The 21,841-nt window shown below is 65.5% G+C and carries 14 protein-coding genes; 11 read left to right on the top strand and 3 right to left on the bottom strand.

Translation table 11 applies throughout. From position 1 onward, the window contains the following. The 5 genes from GTP90_RS14280 to GTP90_RS36950 all read left to right on the top strand — a co-directional run. Window positions 1–516 (top strand): discoidin domain-containing protein (locus GTP90_RS14280; protein ID WP_161084177.1); only part of this gene is annotated, 516 nt, incomplete at its 5' end. After that, entirely contained in the window at window positions 513–665 is a 153-nt protein-coding gene (locus GTP90_RS14275; protein ID WP_161084176.1) for a hypothetical protein, read from the top strand. The genes GTP90_RS14280 and GTP90_RS14275, both read left to right, overlap by 4 nt. Window positions 666–878: 213 nt before the next feature. After that, on the top strand, window positions 879–2,378 hold the full coding sequence (locus GTP90_RS14270) for a tryptophan halogenase family protein (protein ID WP_161084175.1): 1,500 nt from the start codon (window positions 879–881) through the stop codon (window positions 2,376–2,378). Window positions 2,379–2,482: 104 nt separating this feature from the next. After that, window positions 2,483–4,849: a WD40/YVTN/BNR-like repeat-containing protein gene (locus GTP90_RS14265; RefSeq protein ID WP_161084174.1), complete on the top strand. Its 2,367-nt coding sequence runs from the start codon at window positions 2,483–2,485 to the stop codon at window positions 4,847–4,849. Window positions 4,850–4,910: 61 nt separating this feature from the next. Continuing rightward, window positions 4,911–5,510: a PEP-CTERM sorting domain-containing protein gene (locus GTP90_RS36950; protein WP_254451860.1), complete on the top strand. Its 600-nt coding sequence runs from the start codon at window positions 4,911–4,913 to the stop codon at window positions 5,508–5,510. Window positions 5,511–5,555: 45 nt separating this feature from the next. Here GTP90_RS36950 and GTP90_RS14255 read toward each other — a convergent pair whose 3' ends face one another. Next, the gene (locus GTP90_RS14255) at window positions 5,556–7,694 is read right to left on the bottom strand and encodes a beta-galactosidase (protein WP_161084173.1); all 2,139 of its coding nucleotides are present in this window, start codon (window positions 7,692–7,694) and stop codon (window positions 5,556–5,558) included. 502 nt (window positions 7,695–8,196) lie between these two features. On the opposite strand from GTP90_RS14255, the gene GTP90_RS14250 reads away from it, so the two are divergent. After that, window positions 8,197–9,261, top strand: a complete 1,065-nt coding sequence (locus GTP90_RS14250) for a helix-turn-helix domain-containing protein (RefSeq protein ID WP_254451859.1) — start codon at window positions 8,197–8,199, stop codon at window positions 9,259–9,261. Between the two features lie 223 nt (window positions 9,262–9,484). Continuing rightward, on the top strand, window positions 9,485–10,687 hold the full coding sequence (locus GTP90_RS14245) for a XylR family transcriptional regulator (RefSeq protein WP_161084171.1): 1,203 nt from the start codon (window positions 9,485–9,487) through the stop codon (window positions 10,685–10,687). 81 nt (window positions 10,688–10,768) lie between these two features. Here the strand turns inward: GTP90_RS14245 and GTP90_RS14240 are convergent, their stop codons facing one another. Continuing rightward, window positions 10,769–12,445 (bottom strand): sodium:solute symporter family transporter, encoded by a 1,677-nt coding sequence (locus GTP90_RS14240; RefSeq protein WP_161084170.1) that lies wholly within the window; start codon window positions 12,443–12,445, stop codon window positions 10,769–10,771. Window positions 12,446–12,671: 226 nt separating this feature from the next. Here GTP90_RS14240 and GTP90_RS14235 point away from each other — a divergent pair, with 226 nt between their 5' ends. Continuing rightward, window positions 12,672–14,258 (top strand): alpha/beta hydrolase-fold protein, encoded by a 1,587-nt coding sequence (locus tag GTP90_RS14235; RefSeq protein WP_161084169.1) that lies wholly within the window; start codon window positions 12,672–12,674, stop codon window positions 14,256–14,258. Between the two features lie 49 nt (window positions 14,259–14,307). On the opposite strand, the gene GTP90_RS14230 is transcribed toward GTP90_RS14235, so the two are convergent. Then, complete coding sequence (locus GTP90_RS14230) at window positions 14,308–14,568, bottom strand: hypothetical protein (RefSeq protein ID WP_161084168.1); 261 nt, start codon at window positions 14,566–14,568, stop codon at window positions 14,308–14,310. Between the two features lie 229 nt (window positions 14,569–14,797). On the opposite strand from GTP90_RS14230, the gene GTP90_RS14225 reads away from it, so the two are divergent. From GTP90_RS14225 to GTP90_RS14215, 3 genes are all read left to right on the top strand, one after another. Beyond that, window positions 14,798–16,450 carry an alpha-L-fucosidase gene (locus GTP90_RS14225; protein ID WP_175048089.1) on the top strand — a complete coding sequence of 551 codons (1,653 nt, stop codon included), beginning with the start codon at window positions 14,798–14,800 and terminating at the stop codon, window positions 16,448–16,450. Between the two features lie 245 nt (window positions 16,451–16,695). After that, a complete protein-coding gene (locus tag GTP90_RS14220; RefSeq protein ID WP_161084167.1) occupies window positions 16,696–19,413 on the top strand; it encodes a TonB-dependent receptor in 2,718 nt (905 codons plus the stop codon). 152 nt (window positions 19,414–19,565) lie between these two features. Next, a complete protein-coding gene (locus GTP90_RS14215) occupies window positions 19,566–21,836 on the top strand; it encodes a glycoside hydrolase family 3 C-terminal domain-containing protein (RefSeq protein ID WP_161084166.1) in 2,271 nt (756 codons plus the stop codon). The last annotated feature ends 5 nt before the right edge of the window (window positions 21,837–21,841 follow it).

The following is a 21,841-nucleotide window of genomic DNA, read 5'->3' as shown; positions in this document are numbered from 1 at the left end:
GGCGCGGTGCGGGCCGCGCGGCTGCTGCCGGACGGCCGGCTGGGCGTGGTCGGGCGGCGCGACTTCATCGGCCTGTCGCCGCGCGGCTGGAAGGTAATGGCGGTCGACAACGAGGATGCCAGCCACCCGGCCACGCACGCCATCGACGGCGATCCGGCCACGTACTGGGACACCCGCTGGGGCGCCGGCCTGAAGCTGCCGCACGCGATCACGGTCGACATGGGCCAGGCGCACCGCATCGCCGGCCTGGTCTACCTGCCGCGCCAGGACGGGCAGCTCGGCGGCACCGTCGAGAACTACCGCTTCGACACCAGCGAGGATGGCGTGCACTGGAACGCCGCCATCGAGCGCGGCACTTTCGCCAACATCCGCAACAACCCGGACAGCCAGCAGGCGCGCTTCGCTCCGGTGAACGCGCGCTATTTCCGCTTCACCGCGCTGGACGAGGTGTGGCGCGGCGGCGCGACCAACGCGGCCGAATTGACCGTGATTCCGGCCGCTGCGGACGCGCCGTGAAGGCTGCGTTCCTGTTGGCGCTGGCCGCCACGCCGGCCTATCCGCAACCGAACAGCGCAGGCACCGGCCTGCTGGTGGCGCGCGACCAGGCGCGAATGATCGTGCGCTGGCGACCACCCGCCGCCGTGGCAGGAGGCGCGCGCCCTTGAGTGTTGTGCCGTGGCGTGGCTTGTCCAATTTCGCTCCCCGCTTTGATCCTGACCGCGTGCAGCGGCGGCGCCGCGATGTCGGACCCGGCCGCCGCTTGGGATAAATGATGTCCGCCGTTGGCGGTTTTCATAATTTGTGTGGCGCGCTTTTATGCATAAGATGTTGGCATGGACCACAGACGTCCGGAATTATCATAACTATAAGGGGACGAAATGGCTGACAAGGCTATTCGAAAAATCGTCATCGTCGGCGGCGGCACCGCCGGCTGGATGACCGCCGCGCCGCTGGCGCTCAAGCTGGGCAGGGCCTGCGAGATCGTGGTGGTGGAGTCGCCGGAAATCGGCACCGTCGGCGTGGGGGAGGCGACGCTGCCGACCATTCGCTACTACAACCAGGCGCTGGGCCTGAGCCCTTCCGACTTCGTGGCCAAGACCCAGGCCACATTCAAACTGGGCATCGAATTCAAGGATTGGGGCCACGTCGGCAACCGCTTCTTCCACGGCTTCGGCGATTTCGGCCCGGACATCGAGTACCGCAGCTCCTACCTGTACTGGCAGCGGCTGGCGCGCGAGATCCACGACATGCCGCCGTACGAGGACTGGTCGGTGGCCGCGGTCATGGCGCGCAACCACCGCTTCACGCCGCCCACCGGCGACCAGCCGTCCGCCAGCAACGCCTATTCCTACGCCTACCATTTCGACGCCGGCCTGTACGCGGCCTACCTGCGCGACTACGCGATGGCGCGCGGCGTGGCGCGGATCGAGGGCTTCATCAACGAAGTCGAACAGCATCCGCAGACCGGCAACATCGCCGCCGTCAAGCTGCGCGACGGCCGCCGGATCGAGGGCGACCTGTTCGTCGATTGCTCGGGCTTCCGCGGCCTGCTGATCGAGGGCGTGTACCAGGCCGGCTACGACGACTGGAGCGCCATGCTGCCCTGTAACAGCGCGCAGGCCGTGCCGTGCGCCAGCGTCGAGCGCTACACCCCGTACACCGTATCGGCCGCCAAAAGCGCCGGCTGGACCTGGCGCATCCCGCTGCAGCACCGCACCGGCAACGGCCACGTCTACTGCGACGGCTTCACCACCGACGCCGACGCCGCGCGCGTGCTGCTCGACGGCCTGGACGGCCGCGCGCTCGACGATCCGCGCCAGCTGCGCTTCACCACCGGCCGCCGCCGCAAGAGCTGGATCAGGAACTGCGTCGCCATCGGCCTGTCGGGCGGCTTCCTGGAACCGCTGGAATCGACCAGCATCAATATGATCGAAAACGCGGTCGGCTGGCTGCTGGAATTCTTCCCCGACCGCGGCTTCCGTCCCGAGCTGGCAGACGAGTTCAACCGCCGGGTCGCCCGCGGCTACGAGAATGTGCGCGACTTCATCGTCCTGCACTACAAGCTGACCAACCGTACCGATTCCGAGTTCTGGCGCTATTGCGCCAACATGGCCATCCCGGACACGCTCAGGCACCAGATCGAGCTGTTCCGCGAAACGGGGCGCGTGGTCGTCTACGACAAGGAGGGATTCTCGGCCTCGTCGTATATCTCCATCCTGGCCGGGCTGGGCGTCGCGCCCAAGGCCGACGATCCGCTCATCCATCTCATGGACCTGCGCAAACTGCACGCGCATTACTACCAACTGCGCCAGGTGATCGCGCAGACCGTCAACGCCATGCCGGACCATACGCAGTACGTCCGGCAACTGGCGGGCTAGCCGCCGCTCCCGAGCCGCTGGCCATCAAAAGAATGTACCGGTACCGCGCCAGACGTGGCGCGACCTTTGTTCGTCGTTACATCACTATCCTGGAGTATAAAAATATGAAGAAGAGACACATCGCGGCTGTCACCGGCGTGCTGGCTGCCTTGCTGGCGGCCTGCGGCGGCAGCGGCAGCGGCAGCGGCACCGACAGCGGCAGCGCCAAGGCGGGGCAGACACTGGCCGGCCTCACGACGAGCGGCGTATCCAAGGCGGCGACCCGCTGGGGCGCCGTGAAGTTCGGCGGCGGCGGCTACGTGCCGGGCCTGATCTATCATCCGACCAGCCCCGACGTGCTGTACGCCCGCACCGACATGGGCGGCGCCTACCGTTGGGACGTCGCCACCAAAGCCTGGCTGCCGATCACCGACGGCTTTGGCGCCATCGACGGCTACCACCACGGCAGCGAGACCATGGCGCTCGACCCGAACGACGACCAGCGCGTCTACATGGGCACCGGCATGTACCTGTCGGAGAACGCCGACGCCCGGCTGTACATCTCCACCAACCGCGGCGACACCTGGCAATACGTCAAGCTGCCGTTCTCGGCGGGCAGCAACAGCCCGGGCCGCGCCGTCGGCGAGCGCCTGATGGTGGACCCGAACATGCCATCGATCCTGTTCTACGCCACCCGCGCCAGCGGCATGTGGAAGAGCAGCGACTACGGCCAGACCTGGAGCCAGGTGGCCTCGCTGTCCACGCACGTGATGAGCAAGAGCGAGATCAACGCCTACCCGTCGAACGGCGTGGTCGGCTTCGAGCAGGTGATCTTCGACACCAACACCAAGGGCACCGGCAGCGCCACGCAGACCATCTACACGGCCGTCGCGCAGGACTACGCGGCCACGGCGGGCCTGGGCTTCAGCATGTACAAGACCACCGACGGCGGCGCGAGCTGGACCGGCATCGCCACGCCCGCCGACGTGGCCGGCTTCTTTGTGCCGCACATGGCGCGCGCGAAGGACGGCATGATGTATGTGGCCTTCACCCAGAGCAACGGCCCCGGCGCCAACGGCCCCTCGCGCCTGTACAAGTTCGACGGCACCAACTGGACGCTGCTGAAGAAATACGATGCCCAGCAGTGGGTCAACTTCGGCATGGGCGGCCTGTCGGTGTCCGGCAGCGGCGCCAGCACCCGCATCGCGCTGGGCGTGACCAACTCCTGGGGCAACTGGGACGGCCAGCCGGTGATACAGCTGTCGGACGACGCCGGCCTGACCTGGCGCGAGATCGCCTCGACGGCGCCGCACCTGCCCGCCAGCGATGGCTTCTCGGGCTGGACCGATGACGTCGAGATCGATCCGAACAACCCCGAGCACATCCTGCATGTGCACGGCGGCGGCGTGTGGGAAACCCACAACGCGTCGGCGGCCAAGCCGACCTGGACCGATGCGGCTGGCGGCATCGAGGAAACCGCCACCAGCTCGCTGACGGCGCCGCCGCCGGGCGCCAACTACACGCTGCTGCGCAGCGCGGGCGACATCAGCACCTGGGTCCAGACCGAACTGCTCAAGTCGCCGGTGCGTACGTCGAACAGCTTGTTCGGCACCACCTACAGCGCCGACCTGGCGTGGTCCAATCCGGCCTATATGGCCACCACCGGTTCCCACGGTTGGGGCAGCACGGTCGTCGGCGCCTATTCCGCCGATTCCGGCGTGACCTGGAAAGCGTTCGCGACCAACCATCCGGACGCGCTGGCGAACAACGGCGGTGCGAGCAACCTGGTCGTCACCAAGCCGGACAACATCGTCTGGGCGCCCTCCGCATCGACGCCGGCCTACACGACCGACAGCGGGGCCACCTGGACCTATACCAACCTGCCGCCGCTGGCCCAAGTGGGCATCGATCGCGCCTACCGCCTGGCGGCCGACCGCAAGAACCCGAACAAGGTCTATGCCTACAACTCGGGCGGCGCGTGGTGGTCGCAATGGTCGGAAACGCCGCACTTCTACACGTCGACCGACGGCGGCCATACCTTCACCGAGAGCAGCACGTTCGCGGGCAACTCGTGGACGGCCGATTTCAGCGTGACGTCGATCGCGGTCAATCCGAACGTGGAAGGCGACGTCTGGGTCACGGACGGCAAGAGCATCCTGCACTCGCTCGATTCAGGCGCGACCTGGACCAAGCTGAGCGCGGCCGCGCCGGTCTGGGGGCAATCAGCCTACCAGCCTGACGTGTACGGCGCCACCTCCATCGCACTGGGCAAGGCGCCGGCCGGCGCCAAGTACTCGGCCTCGGTCTACGTGGTTGGCGTGATCAATGGCGCGTGGGGCGTGTACCGCTCGGACGACGGCGGCGCCAGCTGGACCCGCTTCAACGACGACAAGCACCAGTACGGCGGCATCAGCACGCTGGCGGCCGACCAGAACGTGCCGGGACGCCTGTACATCAGCGGCAGCGGCCGTGGCGTGCTGTTCAGCTACTAAACCCTTGGGGCCGGGCGCTTCCGCAAGCGCCCGGCCCGGCAATGCATAACTGGAGAATACAATGAATCGCATGAAATTGAACAAGCTGGCCGCCGCCCTGGTCCTGGGTGCGGGCCTGGGTACGCAGGCCGGCAGCGCCGGCGCGGCCGTGCTGACCTTTGATGGTATCGCCGAGCTGGTCATGTATGGCAACACCGGCGAGCTGCCGGCCAACATGAGCTACAGCGGCAACAACCTGGTCTACGAGGAGGCTGGCTTCCTGCTGACCTTGTTCGCGCCGAACGCGGCGTCCGGCATGGCGCACATCGGCGACGGCACCTTCGAGCCGCAGACCTACAACTGGCACGACGGCATCGAGAACGGTACGGACACCTATGTGACCCTGACCCGCAAGGGCGGAGGCAAATTCAGCCTGGCCGGCTTCGACTACAACCTTGACGCCAGCACCTTGTCGGCCGACGGCAAGCAGATCGCCATGCTGCAAGGGGAGGGGAGCTGGAACATGGCGCAGAACGGCATCAGCGAATTGCGCCTGAGCTCGGGCGCCTACAACCAGCTCGACAACATCGATGTCAGCGCCGTGCCGGAACCGGACACGTACGCGATGCTGGGCGCGGGCCTGGGCCTGCTGGCCTTGCTGCGCCGCCGTCAAAAGGCTTGATGAAGATCCCCGCGCCGGTGCAATGCCGGCGCGGGGCGGCCGCGTTTATTTCGCGGTTTCCGAACGGGTGGCCTGGCCGTCTTCCTCGACGATGGCCAGTTCCCACGGACCCAGCGACATCGCCTCGTCCGGCTTCACGTGGCGCGAGGTCAGCAGGTCGACACCAGCCTGGTGGCGGTAGTTGAAATTGACCGCCGTGCCGGAATAGTTGAAGTAGTAGCGCACCGCGCGGCCGAAGCCGTTCACGCCCGAGCGCTCGTGCACATGGTCCGGCAACTGCCGCTCAGGCGTCACCATCCCCAGCTCCTGCAGCGACGACAGCAGCACCGCCTTCTGCAATTTATCCGACAGATAGGTGCCCTCGTAGACCACCTTGCCCGAGCCGTACTGGTTGGCCGTGATGGCGGGCCAGCGGCCGAAGAACGGATGGTCGTACCACGCCAGCGCCTTGGCCGTGTCCAGTTGCAGGAACTCGGCCCAGTGCCGCACCTGGTTGTCGGCGCCGGCCTGGAAGGGATCGCCCTTCAGGGCCAGCGGCTGGGCCAGGTTGGAGAACTCCTGGTAGTGGAAGCCGAGCGCCTCGCGCAGCGGGCCGGGCGCCATGGTCCAGCGCACGGCGGCGTTCTCGTTGGCGAAGCCGCTCTTGAAGGTCATCACCACGCGGCCGCCCTTGCGCACATACTCGGAGATGCGCTTGAGCAGCGCCTCGTCCGCCACGTACAGCGACGGCACGATCAGCAGCTTGTAGCCCGAGAAGTCCTGCGTGTCCGCGAACACGAAGTCGGCACCGACGTTCAGGTCGTACAGCGCGCGGTGCATCTGGCGCACCAGCCCGCCGTAGTCGGCCTTGGCGCCGCCGCCGCCCCACTGGCTGTCCTTGGCGAAGGGCATGTCGTTGAGCGCGTTGAGCGAATCGCGGCTCCACAAAATGGCCACGTCGTTGTGCAGCTTGAGGTTGACCAGGCGCGGGCCGATCTTCCGCAGCTCGCGGCCGGTGCGGCTCATCTCGGCGTAGGCGCGGTTCGGCTCCAGGTCGTGCGACAGCACGCCTTTCCAGTAGGTCTCCTGGTTGGCGTGGATCGAGGCCCAGTGCCAGTACTCGACCATGTTGGCGCCGTTGGACAGGTGGGTGTAGACGTCCTCGCGGAACTGGCCGTCGTACGGCGGATACTGGAACGACGAGGACCAGTCGGTGGTCTGGGCGTTGGTCTCGGTGACCAGGAAGTTGTTGCGCTTGAGCGAGCGCGTGAAGTCGGCCTGCAGCGTCTGCTCGGCGCCGTTGTACCACTCGCGCTGGCCCCAGTGGTAGATGTTGACGGCCGGCGTGTCGAGCGCGCGCGCGACGTCCTGCTCGTTGACGTCGGCGTGCATGGCGCCGGCGAAGTCGTGGGTGACGAACTGGCGCGGCGACGCGCACTCGCGGATCAGCCCGGCCTGCCAGGTGAGGAAGTCGGTGACGCGCATCTGGCTCCAGCGCGTCCACTCCAGCTTGTAGCCGGTGCTCTGCGCGCCGTCCGGGCGCGGCAGGTCGGTCCAGCTGTGCAGGTCCTGGCCCCAGTAGTTCAGGAACCAGGCCTTGCTGAGGTTTTCCGGCGTGCCGAATTTCTTTTCCAGGTAGTGCTGGAAGCGGATGAAGACGTCGTCGTTGGCGGCGCCGTAGCTGCCGGTCTCGTTGTCGACCTGCCAGCCGATGACGTTGGGATTGTCCTTGTAGCGCGCGGCGATCTTGCGGATCAGGCGTTCGGCGTAGAAGCGGTAGGCGGCCGAGTCGGTGTTCATGTTCTGGCGCATGCCGTAGGTGTTTTGCGCGCCGTTGAACTTGCGGGCCAGGATCTCGGGATTCTGCCGCGCCATCCAGGCCGGGATCGAGTAGGTCGGCGTGCCCATGATGACCTTGATGCCGGCCTTGCCCATGGCGTCGATCACGCGGTCCATCCACGCGTATTCGAAGCGGCCGTCCTCCGGCTCCCACAGGCTCCAGGTCGATTCGCCCAGCCGCACCACGTTGAAGCCGGCCTCCTTCATCATCTGCACGTCCTTGTCGAGCCGCTCGTAGGGCATGTACTCGTGGTAGTAGGCGGTGCCGTACAGGACGGTGGGGAAGGGCGGCGGCGCGGTGGCCGGCGCGCAGGCGGCGGCGGTCGCGTACGACAGCGCCAGCGACAGCAGGGTTCGTTTTAGCATACTAAGTCTCCATGATAGTTAGCAAGCCATTGTGGAGACTCGCGGCACGGCCGCGCAATTACGAAAATTGCCAATGGCCTCAACGATTTATTGCGATCTTTCGGCGGCTGCGCAATTTCACTCCCATGTTGGTGGTTTTAACAATTGCGGCGGGCGGACGCAACTCCCACAATGTATCTCAGGGATTGTGCGGCGGCACCGCGATGCCGGGTGTGCCGGGCAGTCCCCGTTTAGTGCTCTCCAACTACCTCTCCGGTAGTATTTTCGGGCGGCTCAGGCCGCCCGTTTTTTTTGGAGTGTTGCCATCCAGCCGTGCTCGCATTGCCAGATGATCAGTGGCCGGGTAACATCGCGTACCGGCAGCGAGCGTTTCGTGCGCGACAGTCATCTTCTCTGATCCAGGCTTTCAATGCATGAATTTTATAAAAAGGCACTTGTCGGGTGCTTTTGCCTTATCGCGGCGTGCGTCCTCCTGGGCTACATTTGCGTTAAACAGAGCTATTTGCAGGTATCCCTGCTGCCTGCGGCCGACAGCCCGCTGGCGTGGAAGGGCGAGCAGAGCTGGGACACCCGTCCCGGCGGCAAGGCGACCATGCACTTGTACGAGGCCGCGCAACGGCTGCGGTTCGACTTCCGCCTCGCCAGGACGGACGAGGGCTTCGCCGGCGCAGAGCTCAATTTCATCGACAGCAAAGGACAGCCGGTCCACCTCGACCTGTCGCGCTATTCCTCGATTTCCCTGCTGGTGAAATGCGCGCCGGCCAATACGCTGGTGCTGACCATTCCCACCTTTGTCGGCAGGCGCTCCGACCAGCAGGAGTTCCTGGGCTACCGCACCCCCTTGTCCTACTTTTCCTGCGACGAGAACGAATCGCGCGTCGAGCTGGACCTGACGCGCCTGGAAACACCGCAATGGTGGTTTTTGTTGGCGCAACAAGCCTTGTCCAAACATGCTTATAAACTCGACAAGGTGCCCAAGATCGTCATCGGCGGCACGCCGCAAAGTCCGCGCGAGGTCAGCCTGGAGGTGCAGATCCGCGAGCTGAACCTGAAGGGCCGCGACCGCAGCTATCTGGTGCTGCTCGGGGTGTTGCTGATCGTGGTCTGGAGCGGCTTTGGGGTGTGGTTCTTCAGGCAACATGCGCAGGCCGTGATCAACGATGTCAAAGTCAAGCTGCAAAAGGACATGCCGTTCGTTGCGTATCAGCAACTTTCACTGGAACCGCATCGCGACAAGGAAAAGATGGCCATCCTGCAGTTCATCGCCAGCCACTACGCCGAGGCGGAGCTGGACCTGGACCGGGTGGTCGAGGAAACCGGAGTCAACCGGAACAAGGTCTACGAGATCCTCAAGACCGAGTTCGGCTACACCTTTAGTGGCTATTTAAACAAGCTGCGGCTGACCGAGGCGGCGCGCCTGCTGGCCGAGAAAGATACGGCAACGGTGGCGGAAATCGCCTATTCCGTCGGCTACGCCAATGTTTCCTATTTCAACAAGCTGTTCAAGGAGGAGTACGGCTGCACGCCCAAGGCCTTCCGCAGCGCCTGCCCGGTCGCCGAAGCCTAACAATATCGTCATTAATTCTTCAACTTTCTTCGTTTTGCTAGCAATTTCCCACTGAGCTCTACCTGCCGCCGTGTGGAAATTTCTATGCTCTATGTAACGCTCCGGCAAAGCCGAGAGGGTACGTTGCACAGAAAAATAACGAAGGAGGAGACTATGACCTGGACACCAATGACGGGGGCCGGCGGCCCCATGGCCATCGATTCAAGCAAGGCGCCGGCGTGATATGGGCGCGACGAAAGCATACCGGATCGCGCTGCTGTTCAACGCCAACAAGACATTTGACCGGGAGGTACTGGCAGGCATCGCCGACTATCTGGGCAGCACGCGGGTAGCCTGGGAAGTGTTTCTGGAGGAGGACTTTTGCCTGCGGCTGGCCGGCATCGGCAACTGGCAGGGGGACGGCATCATTGCCGATTTCGACGATCCCGACGTGGCGGCGGCCCTGGCCGATTGCCAACTGCCGGTGGTGGCGGTGGGCGGTTCCTACGCCGCCGAGGACCAGTACCCGCCCGGCGTGCCCTATGTGGCGACCGACAATTTCCAGCTGGTCAAGCAGGCCCGCGAGCACCTGATCGACGTCGGCCTGCAGCGCTTTGCCATGTTCAGCCTGCCCGAGGCGCCCGAGAACCGCTGGGCCCAGGAGCGCGAACACGCGTTCCGCCGCCTGATGTGGAACGACCGCAGCGAAGCCGAGGTCTTCCGCGGCTGCGCGACCGCCCCGTGCTCGTGGGACGAGGCGCTGCACGGCCAGGTCGAATGGCTGCGCAGCCTGCCCAAGCCGATCGGCATCATCGCCGTGACCGACGCCCGCGCCCGCCAGCTGCTGCAGGCCTGCAGCATGGCCGGCATCGCGGTGCCGGGGGAGGTGGCGCTGGTCGGCATCGACAACGACCCGCTGGTGCGCCTGCTCACGCCCATCCCGCTGACCTCGGTCATGCACGGCGCGCGCGAGATGGGGCGCACGGCTGCGCATCTGCTGAGCCAGAAGCTGCACCGGGTACGGGTGGCCAGCGCGCCGGTGCTGGTGCCGCCGGCCGGCATCAAGGTGCTCGCGTCCAGCCTGCACCAGCCGGCCGGGCATCCGCTGGTGATGCGGGCTTGTTACTACATCCGCCAGCATGCCTGCGAAAGCCTCAAGAGCCACCAGGTGGCCATGTACCTGGGCGTGTCGCGCTCGTCGCTGGAGGCGTATTTCCGGCAGGAGCTGGGATGCAGCGTGCATGACGTGGTGTTGCGCTACAAGCTGGAGGCGGCCAAGGCCGGCCTGGACAGCGGCGAACGCAGCATCGCCGAGGTGGCGCTGGGTTGCGGCTTCGGCTCGACCCAGTACATGCACCTGGTGTTTAAGCGAGAGCTCGGTTGCACGCCGCGTGCCTACCGGGACCGCGATTTCGAGGCGCCGGAGCTGTTGTCCGCGAACGGCTAGCGGACCCGTTCGGCGATACCGCCGCAACCTGCGGCGGCCGGCGCCGGAAAGAAGGTGCGAACACCTCCTTTCACATGGGGATTACCACCAAGCGGTGTAGATCGTGGCCAGCAGTACGCAGATCACGGCCGAGCCGAAGGCGAATGCGCCGTCGACGCGGAACAGGCCGTGGTCGATTTGCAGGTGGCGGGTGTTGGCGTCGCGGCTTGCTTCGGCCATCTTGCTGATCACGACCATGCCGGCCACCACGACCCAGAACACGATGAACATGCGGTCCAGGAAGGGAATCTCGAACACGCCGCTGCCGTTGTCCTTGGAGAAGCCGATAGTCGCCAGGAAGGACAGGTCCATCATCGTCGGCAGGAACTTCAGCACGATCGAGCCGGCCAAGCCACCCAGCGTGGCGAACATGGCCGCGCCGGACGTGGTTTTCTTCCAGAAGAAGCCCAGCAGGAACATGGCCAGGATGCCGGGCGAGACGAAGCCGGTGTATTCCTGGATGTACTGGAAGCCGCCTTTCTTGTCGATGCCCAGCATCGGCGCGATCAGCACGGCCAGGGCCATCGCCACGACCACGCTCACGCGGCCGATCCACACCATGCGCTGCTCCGTGGCTTCCTTGTTGAAGGCCTTCTTGTAGATGTCCAGCGTGAAGATGGTGGCGATGCTATTGGCCTTGCCGGCCAGCGAGGCGACCACGGCGGCGGTGAGCGCCGCGAACGCGATACCCTTCAGGCCCGAAGGCAGCAGACCCAGCAGGATAGGGTAGGCGCGGTCGGGATTGACTTCGCCGCCCACCTTCATGGCGTCGCCCAGCGCGCCGGACTTGTCCAGCGCATACGCCGCGATACCAGGCAGCACCACGATCACCGGCATCAGCAGCTTCAGGAAGGCCGCGAACAGCAGGCCCTTGCGGGCGGTCGGCAGGTCGGCGCCCAGCGCGCGCTGCGTGATGTACTGGTTGCAGCCCCAGTAGTTCAGGTTGACGATCCACATGCCGCCCAGCAGGACCGACAGGCCAGGCAGGTCCATATAGTTGGGATTGTCGCGCTTGAGGACCATGTCGAAGTGGCCGCGGGCGTGGTTGTACAGCTCGGAGAAGCCTTGCAGCGCGCCGTGCTTGTTGCCCAGCACCGCGACCATGTCCAATGCCAGCCAGGTCGTGACCAGGCCGCCGACCACCAGGCAGGTGACCTGCACCACGTCGGTGTAGCCGATGACTTTCATGCCGCCCAGCGTGATGATGGCGGCGAACACGGCCAGGAACAGCATGCAAGGCAGCAGGGCGATGCCGGACAGGCTGCTGATCGCCAGCGCGCCCAGGTACAGGATCGAGGTCAGGTTGACCACCACGTACAGGCCCAGCCAGAACAGCGCCATCGTGGTGGCGACCGCCTTGCCGTAGCGCTGTTCAAGGAACTGCGGCATCGTGTAGATGCGGTTCTTCAGGTAGACGGGCATGAAGAACACGGCCACGATCACCAGCGTGGCGGCGGCCATCAGCTCGTAGACCGCCACGGCCATGCCGATGCGGAAGCCCGAACCGCTCATGCCGATGAACTGCTCGGCCGAGATGTTGGAGGCGATCAGCGAAGCGCCGATGGCCCACCAGGTCAGCGAACCCTCGGCCAGGAAGTAGTCATGCGAGGCGAGGCCGGAGCCGGCCTGCTTGCGCCGGTACACCCACAGGCCATAGCCCGCGACCATGACAAAGTAAACGAGAAAAACAATGGTATCTAATGCCGAGAAAGTATTCATGAGGAAGTCGGAAGATTAAGTCTCAAATGCGGACAGTCGCGCTGATGTCGCTGTCCGTCGTGTCCGGGCGTGGCCGGAAGTTACTGGCGCTTATTGTGCCGGGTAACCTTGCCGCTGTGGCGCGGTTGACAAGAAACACTGTGCACATTGGTGAATTTCATAATTGATACGGCGCGGCGCGGGTTGCAAAATCGCTGCACCCACCGAATCGAAAAGGAAGCTTCCCATGTCCAGCCGCCTGGCCCTGTTGTTGATGACCGCACTGACCGTCCATGGCGCCATCGCCGCCGATACCCCCGCAACGCAAACCGCGCCGCCGTGCGCCTTGACGGCGGCGCCGCGCAACGTCGAGTACCCGTGGATGTCGATCGAGCGCTGGCGCGGCATGCACGCGGAGCAGGTGGCGCGCGCCGCCAAGGGCGACATCGACGTGATGTTCCTCGGCGATTCGATTACCGAGATGTGGTCCAAGCCGGTGTGGGATGCCAACTTCGGCCAGCTCAAGGCCGCCAACTTCGGCATCGGCGGCGACCACACCGGCAATGTGTTGTGGCGCCTGCAGGATCCGGCCATCGCGCGCCTGCAGCCGAAGCTGGTGGTGCTGCTGATCGGCGTGAACAACCTCAACCTGTGCGGCGAAACGCCGGAGCAGGTGTTCGGCGGCATCCAGGCCGTGGTCGGCCGGTTGCGCGCGCAGTATCCGGCCGCGCGCATCCTGCTCAACGCCGTGCTGCCGTCCGGCGCCAAGCCCGATGAGCCGGTGCGCCAGCGCATCGTCGCGCTCGACAAGATGGTGGCGACGCTGGACGACGGCCAGCGCGTCTTCTTCAACGACTACGGCGCGCACTTCATCGGCACCGACGGCACGCTGTCGGCCGAGAACCAGCCGGACTTCCTGCACCTGTCGGAAAAGGGCTACCGCATCTGGGCCGCCGCGATGCGGCCCGACATCGAGCGCCTGCTCAACCAGCCGCGCCCGGCCCAGCCGGTGGTGCTGGCGGCCGACGACGTGCGCGCCTTCGCCGCCGCGCCGGCCGGTTTCGACCAGGCGCGGGCGGGTGTGGCGCAGGGACGGATCGAGGAATTCAGCTACGACTCCAGCATCACCGGCACGCGGCGCAAGGCCAACGTCTACCTGCCGGCCGGCTACACGGCGCAGCGGCGCTATCCGGTGCTGTATCTGCTGCACGGCATCGGCGGCAACCACGATGAATGGCGCGGTTACGTGCACGCGCAGGCCATCCTCGACAACCTGATCGCCGATGGCAAGGCGGTGCCGATGATCGTCGTCATGCCCAATGGCCGAGCCCTGGCCGACGACCGCCCGCCGCCGGGCGAGCGCACCTTCACGCCGGCGCACATCGCCGGCTTCACTGCGTTCGAGCGTGAGCTGCCGGAGGTGCTGGTGCCGGCCATCGACGCCAGGTACCCAACCATGGCCGGCGGGGCGCAGCGCGCGATCGCTGGTTTGTCGATGGGGGGCGGCCAGTCGCTGAATATCGGACTGGGACATCCTGAGATCTTTGGCTGGGTCGGCGCCTTCTCGGCCGCGCCCAACCTGAAGGCGGCGGCCGCGCTGCTGCCTGAGGGCGGGCACGTCCAGCCACGGCTGTTGTACCTATCCTGCGGCAACCAGGACGGGCTGATCGCCGGTTCGCAGACGTTGCACCGCTACCTGAAGGAGCATGGCATCGCGCACATCTGGAACGTGGACGAGCATGCGCATGACCGCGAGAGCTGGGCGGACAACCTGTACCACTATGCGCAGCTCATCTTCCGCCAAGGTGGTGGCGCGCCCGCAGCGCAGCAGTGAAGCCGCACTACCAGGTGCTGGACGGGCTGGCGCCAGCTCAGTCCGACAATTACTTCGCAGGGACCTGTTGAGGATTTTGTTGGGCCTGCTGGGCCTTCCTGGCGTCAGCCTCCGCCTTTTCCTTTTTTGCCTTCTCCTTGGCCATATGACGGCCAACCAGGCAACCGCCTACCGCCCCGGCAACCGCATGGTGTCCCGCGACGTGGCCGACAACCGCACCTGCCGCCGCGCCTTTAACGCAGCCGGCGGCAGACGCGCCGCCGCTTGCCATCATCATTCCAATCAACAGCAATACGAAATGGTTCTTCATGGTATCCCTCCTGTAATCTGGTTCGATAGCGACCAGTTCATCGCTATTGTGCCACTTTCGCTAGCCGTACGTTGATCTGTGCAGGGCGTCACGTCAAGGGCTCCGGACGGGGCGCCGGTATGTATTGCCTGATTTTATGAGCCGGAATGGCGGTTTTCGCAATTGCATCGCCAGGCGCTTGCTTGGACAATGCGCGCAGGACTTCCCGAATTCACAATGGAACCAAAAAATGAAGAGACGAGAATTATTGCGGCACCTGGGCGCGGCCATTCCGGCGTTGGCGCTTTCCCCCTTTACCTTTGCCGCCCAGGCGGCGCCGTTCGGCGGCCATGAGAAGATGGCGCCTGGCCCGTTCACGGCGGACTGGGATTCGCTGGCGGCCTACCAGACCCCGGACTGGTTCCGCAACGCCAAGTTCGGCATGTGGGCGCACTGGGGCCCTCAGTGCGAAGCGGAACACGGCGACTGGTACGCGCGCGGCCTGTACGAGGAGGGCAGCGATCACTACCGCTACCACGTGGAGAAATACGGCCACCCGTCCAAGGTCGGCTTCAAGGACGTGATCCACCAATGGAAGGCCGAGCGCTGGGATCCCGATGCCCTGGTCTCGCTGTACAAGAAGGCCGGCGCGAAATACTTCGTGGCCTTGGCCAACCACCACGACAACCTCGACCTGTACGCGAGCAAGTACCAGCCGCAGTGGAACTCGACCAAGGTCGGCCCGAAGAAGGACCTGATCGGCGGCTGGGCCAAGGCGGCCCGCAAGCAGGGGCTGCGCTTCGGCGTCAGCGTGCACGCGGCCCACGCCTGGACCTGGTACGAGACATCCCAGGGCGCCGACAAGACCGGCCCGTACGCGGGCGTGCCCTACGATGGCCACCTGACCAAGGCCGATGGCAAGGGCAAGTGGTGGGACGGCCTTGATCCGCAGGCGCTGTACGCGCAGAACCATCCGCTGAGCAAGAACGGCGGCGGGAGTGTGGTCGGCGACCAGTGGCACTGGGGCGGCGGCGCGTCCACCCCCGACCAGGCCTACTGCGAGAAGTTCTACGACCGCACCATGGAACTGATCAACAACTACGACCCCGACCTGGTCTACTTCGACGATACCGTGCTGCCGCTGCACCCTGTCAGCGACGTCGGCCTGCGCCTGGCCGCGCATATGTACAACCGCAGCATCGCGAAGAAGGGCAAGCTGGAGGCCGTGGTCAACGGCAAGATCCTTAGCGAGCAGCAGCGCAAGACCATGGTGTGGGATATCGAGCGCGGCCAGAGCAACGCCATCGAGCCGCTGCCGTGGCAGACCTGCACCTGCATCGGCAGCTGGCACTACGACCGCCGCGTCTACGAAAGCAAGTCGTACAAGAGCGCGCAAACGGTGGTGCATACGCTGATCGACGTGGTCAGCAAGAACGGCAACCTGCTGCTCAGCGTGCCGGTGCGCGGCAACGGCACCATCGATCCGCTTGAGCGCGACATCGTTGAGGAAATTGGCCGCTGGATGGCGGTCAGCAGCGAGGGCATCTACGACAGCCGTCCGTGGGCGGTGTTCGGCGAGGGGCCGGTGATGGAGGAGGCCGCGGCGCCGATGTCGGGCCCGGGCTTCAACGAGGGCAAGAACAAGCCGTTCTCGGCGGCGGACGTGCGCTTCACCGCCAAGGGCGACGCGGTGTACGCCTTCGTCATGGGCTGGCCGGCCGACGGCAAGGTGACGATCAAGTCCATGCGCGCCGGCAGCCCGCACCTGAAGCGTGGCATCGCCAAGGTCGAGCTGGTGGGCGGCCAGGCGTTGGCCTTCGAGCAGGCGGCCGACGGCCTGCGGGTGACGCTGCCGGCCGCGGCCCCGGCGCTGCCTTACGCCTTCGCGCTGCGGATCGTCTAGTTTCCAGCCGTTCGCGCGCGGTGTCCAAGCATGGCTCCTTCGGGAGCCATGTTTCGTTTCGGCCCCGGTTGTGCCGATTTCGTTCGTTTCCGGTGTCAAGACTGCCAAGACGTGCCCATCAGGGCCACGTAAGCTCTGTTGCGATTCGATAGCCTCGTTGGGCACGCGATCGAAGCAAACCGGCAGTTTGATTATCACGATCCCGCACGTTCGATGTGGGACGTCATCACTAGGAGACGAGTAAGATGTTTCAGGAAAAAATAGGTGTGCGCTGGGTGAAGTTGGCGCTGGCGTTGTTGTCGGCCCATGCCGTGACAGTGGCGATGGCGCAGGAGCAGCCGGAGCCCAAGATGGAGCGGGTGGAAATCACCGGCAGTAATATCAAGCGGGTCGCGCAGGAGGGCGTCTCGCCGATGACCCTGATCACCAAGGAGGACATCAAGCGTTCCGGCGCGACCTCGGTGCTGGACGTGTTGCGCAACCTGCCCGGGGTGGGCGGCAATGGCAGTGAATTCGGCGGCGGCAACGACTTCCGCAACGGCGCCACCACGGCCAGCCTGCGCGGCATGCCGACCCTGATCCTGTTGAACGGCAACCGCCTGCCGGTGTCCGGCTCGGACGATTCCAACGGCTTCACCTCGGTGGACTTGAACATGCTGCCGCTGGCGGCGATCGAGCGCATCGAGGTGCTCAAGGACGGCGCCTCGGCCATCTACGGCACCGACGCGGTGGGCGGCGTGATCAACTTCATCATGCGCCAGAACTACCAGGGCACGGACCTGAGCGCCAGCTACGGCGGCACCACGCTGGGCGGCGGCGACGTGCGCAAGCTGTCGGTGGCCGGCGGCTACGGCGACCGCGCGACGCAGAAATTCAACCTGACCTACGCGGCGATGTACGAGGACACCAAGCGCATCAGGGGCACCGACCGCGACTGGGCCAACCACATCGACTTTGGCGCCAAGGGTGGCCTGCAGTACGCCAACGTGTACGGCGCCCACGGCACCGACGCCGGCACGCTGTCGATCGGCGGCAACCGCTTCCCCGACCCGGGCTGCCTGCCCGGCTCCAAGCTGCCGTATCCGAGCGGCGCCGAATGGTTCCCTTCGCCGACCCGCAACGGCTGCCTGTCGGCCACGGCGGAATTCACCGACCTGGTCAAGCCTTCGCGCCGCGCCGGCGCCACCGCCGCGCTGAACTGGGACATCACGCCGGACATGACGCTGTTCGCCAACGCCTTCTTCACCAACTTCGACAAGCGCATCGTCGGCCAATCGTCCTGGCTGCAGAACCGCGATCGCAACAACCTGGTCATCCCGGCCTCCAATCCGTTCAACACCTACGGCAAGCCGGTGACGGTGCGGCGCGATTTCCCGGTCTACGAGGGCGGCATCAAGACCAACGTCGACAACCTCTGGCTGCTGACCGGCCTCAAGGGCGAGATGGCGGGCTGGGACTGGTCGGCCACGCTGTCGCACGGCGAGGAGCGCGGCCGCACCGACACGCTGGGCGCCTACAAGCTGGAGGAACTGAACAAGGCGGTCGATGACGGGCGCTTCAACCCCTTCGGCGCCAACAGCAATTCGGACGCCCTGATCCGCGAGCTGTCGGGCGAGATGTTTGTGAAGACCCGCAGCAAGACCGATTCCATCAAGCTGCAGGCCGGGACCGAATTTGGCGAGCTGCCGGGCGGGAAGATCGGCGTGTCGGTAGGCTCCGAGCTGCGCAAGAACTCGCTGTCGTACACGCCGTCGCAGGACTGGCAGCAGGGCCTGCTGGGCCAGTACGCGGTGCTGCCAGCGATCTCCGGTTCGGAAAAGCTGTCGGCCGTGTATGCGGAGCTGAGCCTGCCGTTGCTGAAGACGCTGGAAGCCCAGGCCGCCGTGCGCCACGACAAATACGAGCTTGCCGGCTCGACCACCAATCCCAAGTTCGGCCTGAAGTGGAAGCCGGCCAGGGAGATCATGCTGCGCGCGAACTACAGCACCGGCATGGTGGCGCCGTCGCTGCCGCAGCGCTTCAGCGAGGGCCGCGATTCCTTCTCGGCGACCAAGGACCCGCACCGCTGCATCGAGGGCAATGTGTACTTCGATACCTACTGCACCCGCTACGTGAAGGCGTCCAACGTCGGCACCAAGGACCTGCAGCCGGAGAAGTCGAACCAGTACAACCTTGGCTTCGTGATCGAGCCGCTCAAGGACCTGAACATCGGCCTGACCTACTACGACATCAAGTGGAAGAACAAGATCGATGTGCTGGATAACACGACGGTGCTGGAAAACGAGGACGGCGCCTACAAGTCGCACGTGACGCGCGACGCTGTCACGGCCGACGACATCGCGGCCTACGCGGCGCTGTCGGCGGCCGAGAAGGCGCGGCTGGGGCCTCTGCGCGGCGAGCTGTCCAACATCAAGACCGGCTGGGTCAACCGCTTCCAGTCGCACACTTCGGGCATCGACCTGGACGCGTCCTACACCTTCCGCACCGACCGGCTGGGCCGCTTCAAGGTGTTCGGCGACGCCAACTACACGATCCGCTACGACACGGTGCTGCTGGCCGATAACGTCTACATCAACTGCCCGAACAACACCTCGTGCGACGCCGGCGAGTACAACAACCCGCGTGTGCTGGCGAACGTCGGCGTGAACTGGGACCTGGGACCGTGGAGCGCCACCGGCATCGTCAAGTACGTGGCCGGCACCAAGGTCGATCGTTCGCCGTCGGCGGTGCAGAACCAGTGGTATGACTTCTATGCCAAGGGGCGCCGCATTCCGGCCACCGCCACGATGGACGCGTCGGTGAGCTATGCCGGCATCAAGAACGCGGTGATCCGGGTCGGCGCGAACAACGTGTTCAACCGCGATCCGGCCTTCGATCCCGGCTCCTCGCTGGGCTACAACGACAGCTGGGGCGATCCGCGCGGCCGCTATGTGTATGTGAGCCTGGACTATAGTTTCAAATAAGCGGTACCGGCGATCCCGCCGTCCCCCGATGGACGGCCGGATCGCCGCCGCTGCGGAATATTGTTCTGGAGATTCGTCATTTTCATAATTGCCCGGTCTGTGCCCCACAGGCACAATCGCCCGCGAACCTTTAAGAAAGTGATGGAGACCCAATGAAATTGAAAACAAAAATCAGCCTGCTGTCGGCTGCCGTGGCATTGTGCTGCGGTAGCGTCGGCGCGCAAACCGGCGCGGCCGGGGAAGTGGCCGCACCAGCGTCCATGCCTTGGATGAACGCCAAGCTGGGCGCGGATGAACGCGCCCGCCTGGCGGTGGCGGCGATGACCATGGACGAGAAGCTCAAGCTGGTCTACGGCTACCTGGGCGCCGACATGGAATCGAAGAAGACCACGCGTCCCGCGCCGTCGTACAAGCAGTCGGCGGGCTTCATCTACGGCGTGCCGCGCCTGGGCATCCCCAACCTGTGGGAAACCGACGCCGGCGTGGGCGTGGCCAGCCAGGGCGGCCCGGATGCGCGTCCCGGCACGGCGCTGCCGTCCGGCCTGAACACGGCCGCCACCTGGGACCTGAACACCGCCTACGCGGGCGGCGCCATGATCGGCGCGGAAGCGCGCAGCTACGGCTTCAACGTGCTGCTGGCCGGCGGCGTCAACCTGATGCGCGAGCCGCGCAACGGCCGCAACTTCGAATATGCCGGCGAGGATCCTCTGTTGGCCGGCAAGATCGTCGGCGCGCAGATCAAGGGCATCCAGTCGAACCGCATCGTGTCCACCCTCAAGCACTACGCGCTGAACGACCAGGAAACCAACCGCACCACGCTCAACGTCAAGATCGACGACCGCTCGGCGCGCATGTCGGACCTGCTGGCCCTGCAGATCGCCAACGAGGAGGGCAATCCCGGCTCGGTGATGTGCTCGTACAACCGCGTCAACGGCGTGTACGCGTGCGAAAACAGCTACCTGCTCAACGAGGTGCTGAAGAAGGACTGGGGCTTCAAGGGCTGGGTGATGTCGGACTGGGGCGCGACGCACAGCACGGTGCCGGCCGCCAACGCGGGGCTGGACCAGCAATCGGGCATGCCGTTCGACCTGGCCGACTATTTTGGTCCGCCGTTGAAGGAAGCCGTGTTGAATGGCTGGGTGCCGCAGGCCCGCCTGGACGACATGGTGCGCCGCATCCTGCACGCGATGTTCGAGCATGGCGTGGTGGATCATCCGGTGGCGCCGGCGCCGCAGTCGATCGACTTTGGCGCGCACGCGGCCGTGTCGCGCAAGGATGCGCAGGAGGGCATGGTGCTGCTGAAGAACAGCACCGGCGCCTTGCCGCTGAGCCGTTCGGCCAGGAAGATCGCGGTGATCGGCGGTTATGCCGACCGTGGCGTGCTGGCTGGCGGCGGTTCGTCGCTGGTATATCCGGCCGGCGGCAATGCGGCGCCTGAATTGCTGCCCAAGACCTGGCCGGGCCCGGTCATGGTGTATCCGTCGTCGCCGTTGAAGGCCATCAAGGCGCGCCTGCCATCGGCGACGGTTGCCTACGCCGACGGCAGCGACCGCGCCGCCGCCGCCAAGCTGGCGCGCGAGAGCGATGTGGTGCTGGTGTTCGCGACCCAGTGGACGGGCGAGGGCTTCGACATGCCGAACCTGTCGCTGACCGACAAGCAGGACGAACTGATCGCCACGGTGGCCGAGGCCAACGCCAATACCGTCGTGGTGCTGGAAACCGGCGGTCCGGTGACCATGCCGTGGCTGCCGAAAGTGTCGGCGGTGCTGGAGGCGTGGTACCCCGGCAGCGACGGCGGCGAAGCGATCGCCGGCGTGCTGTTCGGCGAAGTCAATCCGTCGGGCCGTTTGCCGGCCACCTTCCCGGCGTCGGAATCGCAATTGCCGCGCCCGGCGCTGGACGGCTTCCCGGAAGTGGCGGACCGCCGCTTCGACGTCAACTACAGCGAAGGCGCCGCGGTCGGCTACAAGTGGTTCGACCTGAAGGGACTGACGCCGCTGTTCCCGTTCGGGCATGGCTTGTCCTACACCGAGTTCGCCTTCTCGGACCTGGCCGCCAGCGTCAAGGACGGCGCGGTGCGTGCTTCGTTCACTGTGAAGAATACCGGCAAGGTGGCGGGCAAGCAGGTGGCGCAGGTCTACGTGTCGCCGCTGACCGCCCGCTGGGAAGCACCGAAGCGCCTGGCCGGCTTCCAGAAGGTCGAGGTTCAGCCGGGTGCCGGCGTGCAGGGTTCCGTGACCGTCGATCCGCGCTTGCTGGCGATGTATGACTCGGCATCGAAGACCTGGAAAGTCGCCAAGGGCGATTACAAGCTGACCCTGGCGGCCAGCGCTGCCGACAGCAAGGCCGTGAGCACCGTGGTTCACCTGGATGCCGCCGTCTACGACGTGAACGGCAAGCCGCTGCGCAAGGCATCGCGCTAATCGCC

The organism is Duganella vulcania (genome assembly GCF_009857655.1).
GTDB classification, from domain to species: Bacteria; Pseudomonadota; Gammaproteobacteria; order Burkholderiales; family Burkholderiaceae_D; genus Rugamonas; species Rugamonas vulcania.
The sequence above is the reverse complement of the archived record's forward strand: the minus strand, read 5'-3'. Positions and strand labels throughout refer to the sequence as shown.

Excerpts from the sequence above, each read along its gene's own strand:
- GTP90_RS14270 (WP_161084175.1), top strand. The coding sequence starts at position 879 with ATGGCTGACAAGGCTATTCGAAAAATCGTCATCGTCGGCGGCGGCACC.
- GTP90_RS14265 (WP_161084174.1), top strand. The coding sequence starts at position 2,483 with ATGAAGAAGAGACACATCGCGGCTGTCACCGGCGTGCTGGCTGCCTTG.
- GTP90_RS36950 (WP_254451860.1), top strand. The coding sequence starts at position 4,911 with ATGAATCGCATGAAATTGAACAAGCTGGCCGCCGCCCTGGTCCTGGGT.
- GTP90_RS14255 (WP_161084173.1), bottom strand. The coding sequence starts at position 7,694 with ATGCTAAAACGAACCCTGCTGTCGCTGGCGCTGTCGTACGCGACCGCC.
- GTP90_RS14245 (WP_161084171.1), top strand. The coding sequence starts at position 9,485 with ATGGGCGCGACGAAAGCATACCGGATCGCGCTGCTGTTCAACGCCAAC.
- GTP90_RS14240 (WP_161084170.1), bottom strand. The coding sequence starts at position 12,445 with ATGAATACTTTCTCGGCATTAGATACCATTGTTTTTCTCGTTTACTTT.
- GTP90_RS14235 (WP_161084169.1), top strand. The coding sequence starts at position 12,672 with ATGTCCAGCCGCCTGGCCCTGTTGTTGATGACCGCACTGACCGTCCAT.
- GTP90_RS14230 (WP_161084168.1), bottom strand. The coding sequence starts at position 14,568 with ATGAAGAACCATTTCGTATTGCTGTTGATTGGAATGATGATGGCAAGC.
- GTP90_RS14225 (WP_175048089.1), top strand. The coding sequence starts at position 14,798 with ATGAAGAGACGAGAATTATTGCGGCACCTGGGCGCGGCCATTCCGGCG.
- GTP90_RS14220 (WP_161084167.1), top strand. The coding sequence starts at position 16,696 with ATGTTTCAGGAAAAAATAGGTGTGCGCTGGGTGAAGTTGGCGCTGGCG.
- GTP90_RS14215 (WP_161084166.1), top strand. The coding sequence starts at position 19,566 with ATGAAATTGAAAACAAAAATCAGCCTGCTGTCGGCTGCCGTGGCATTG.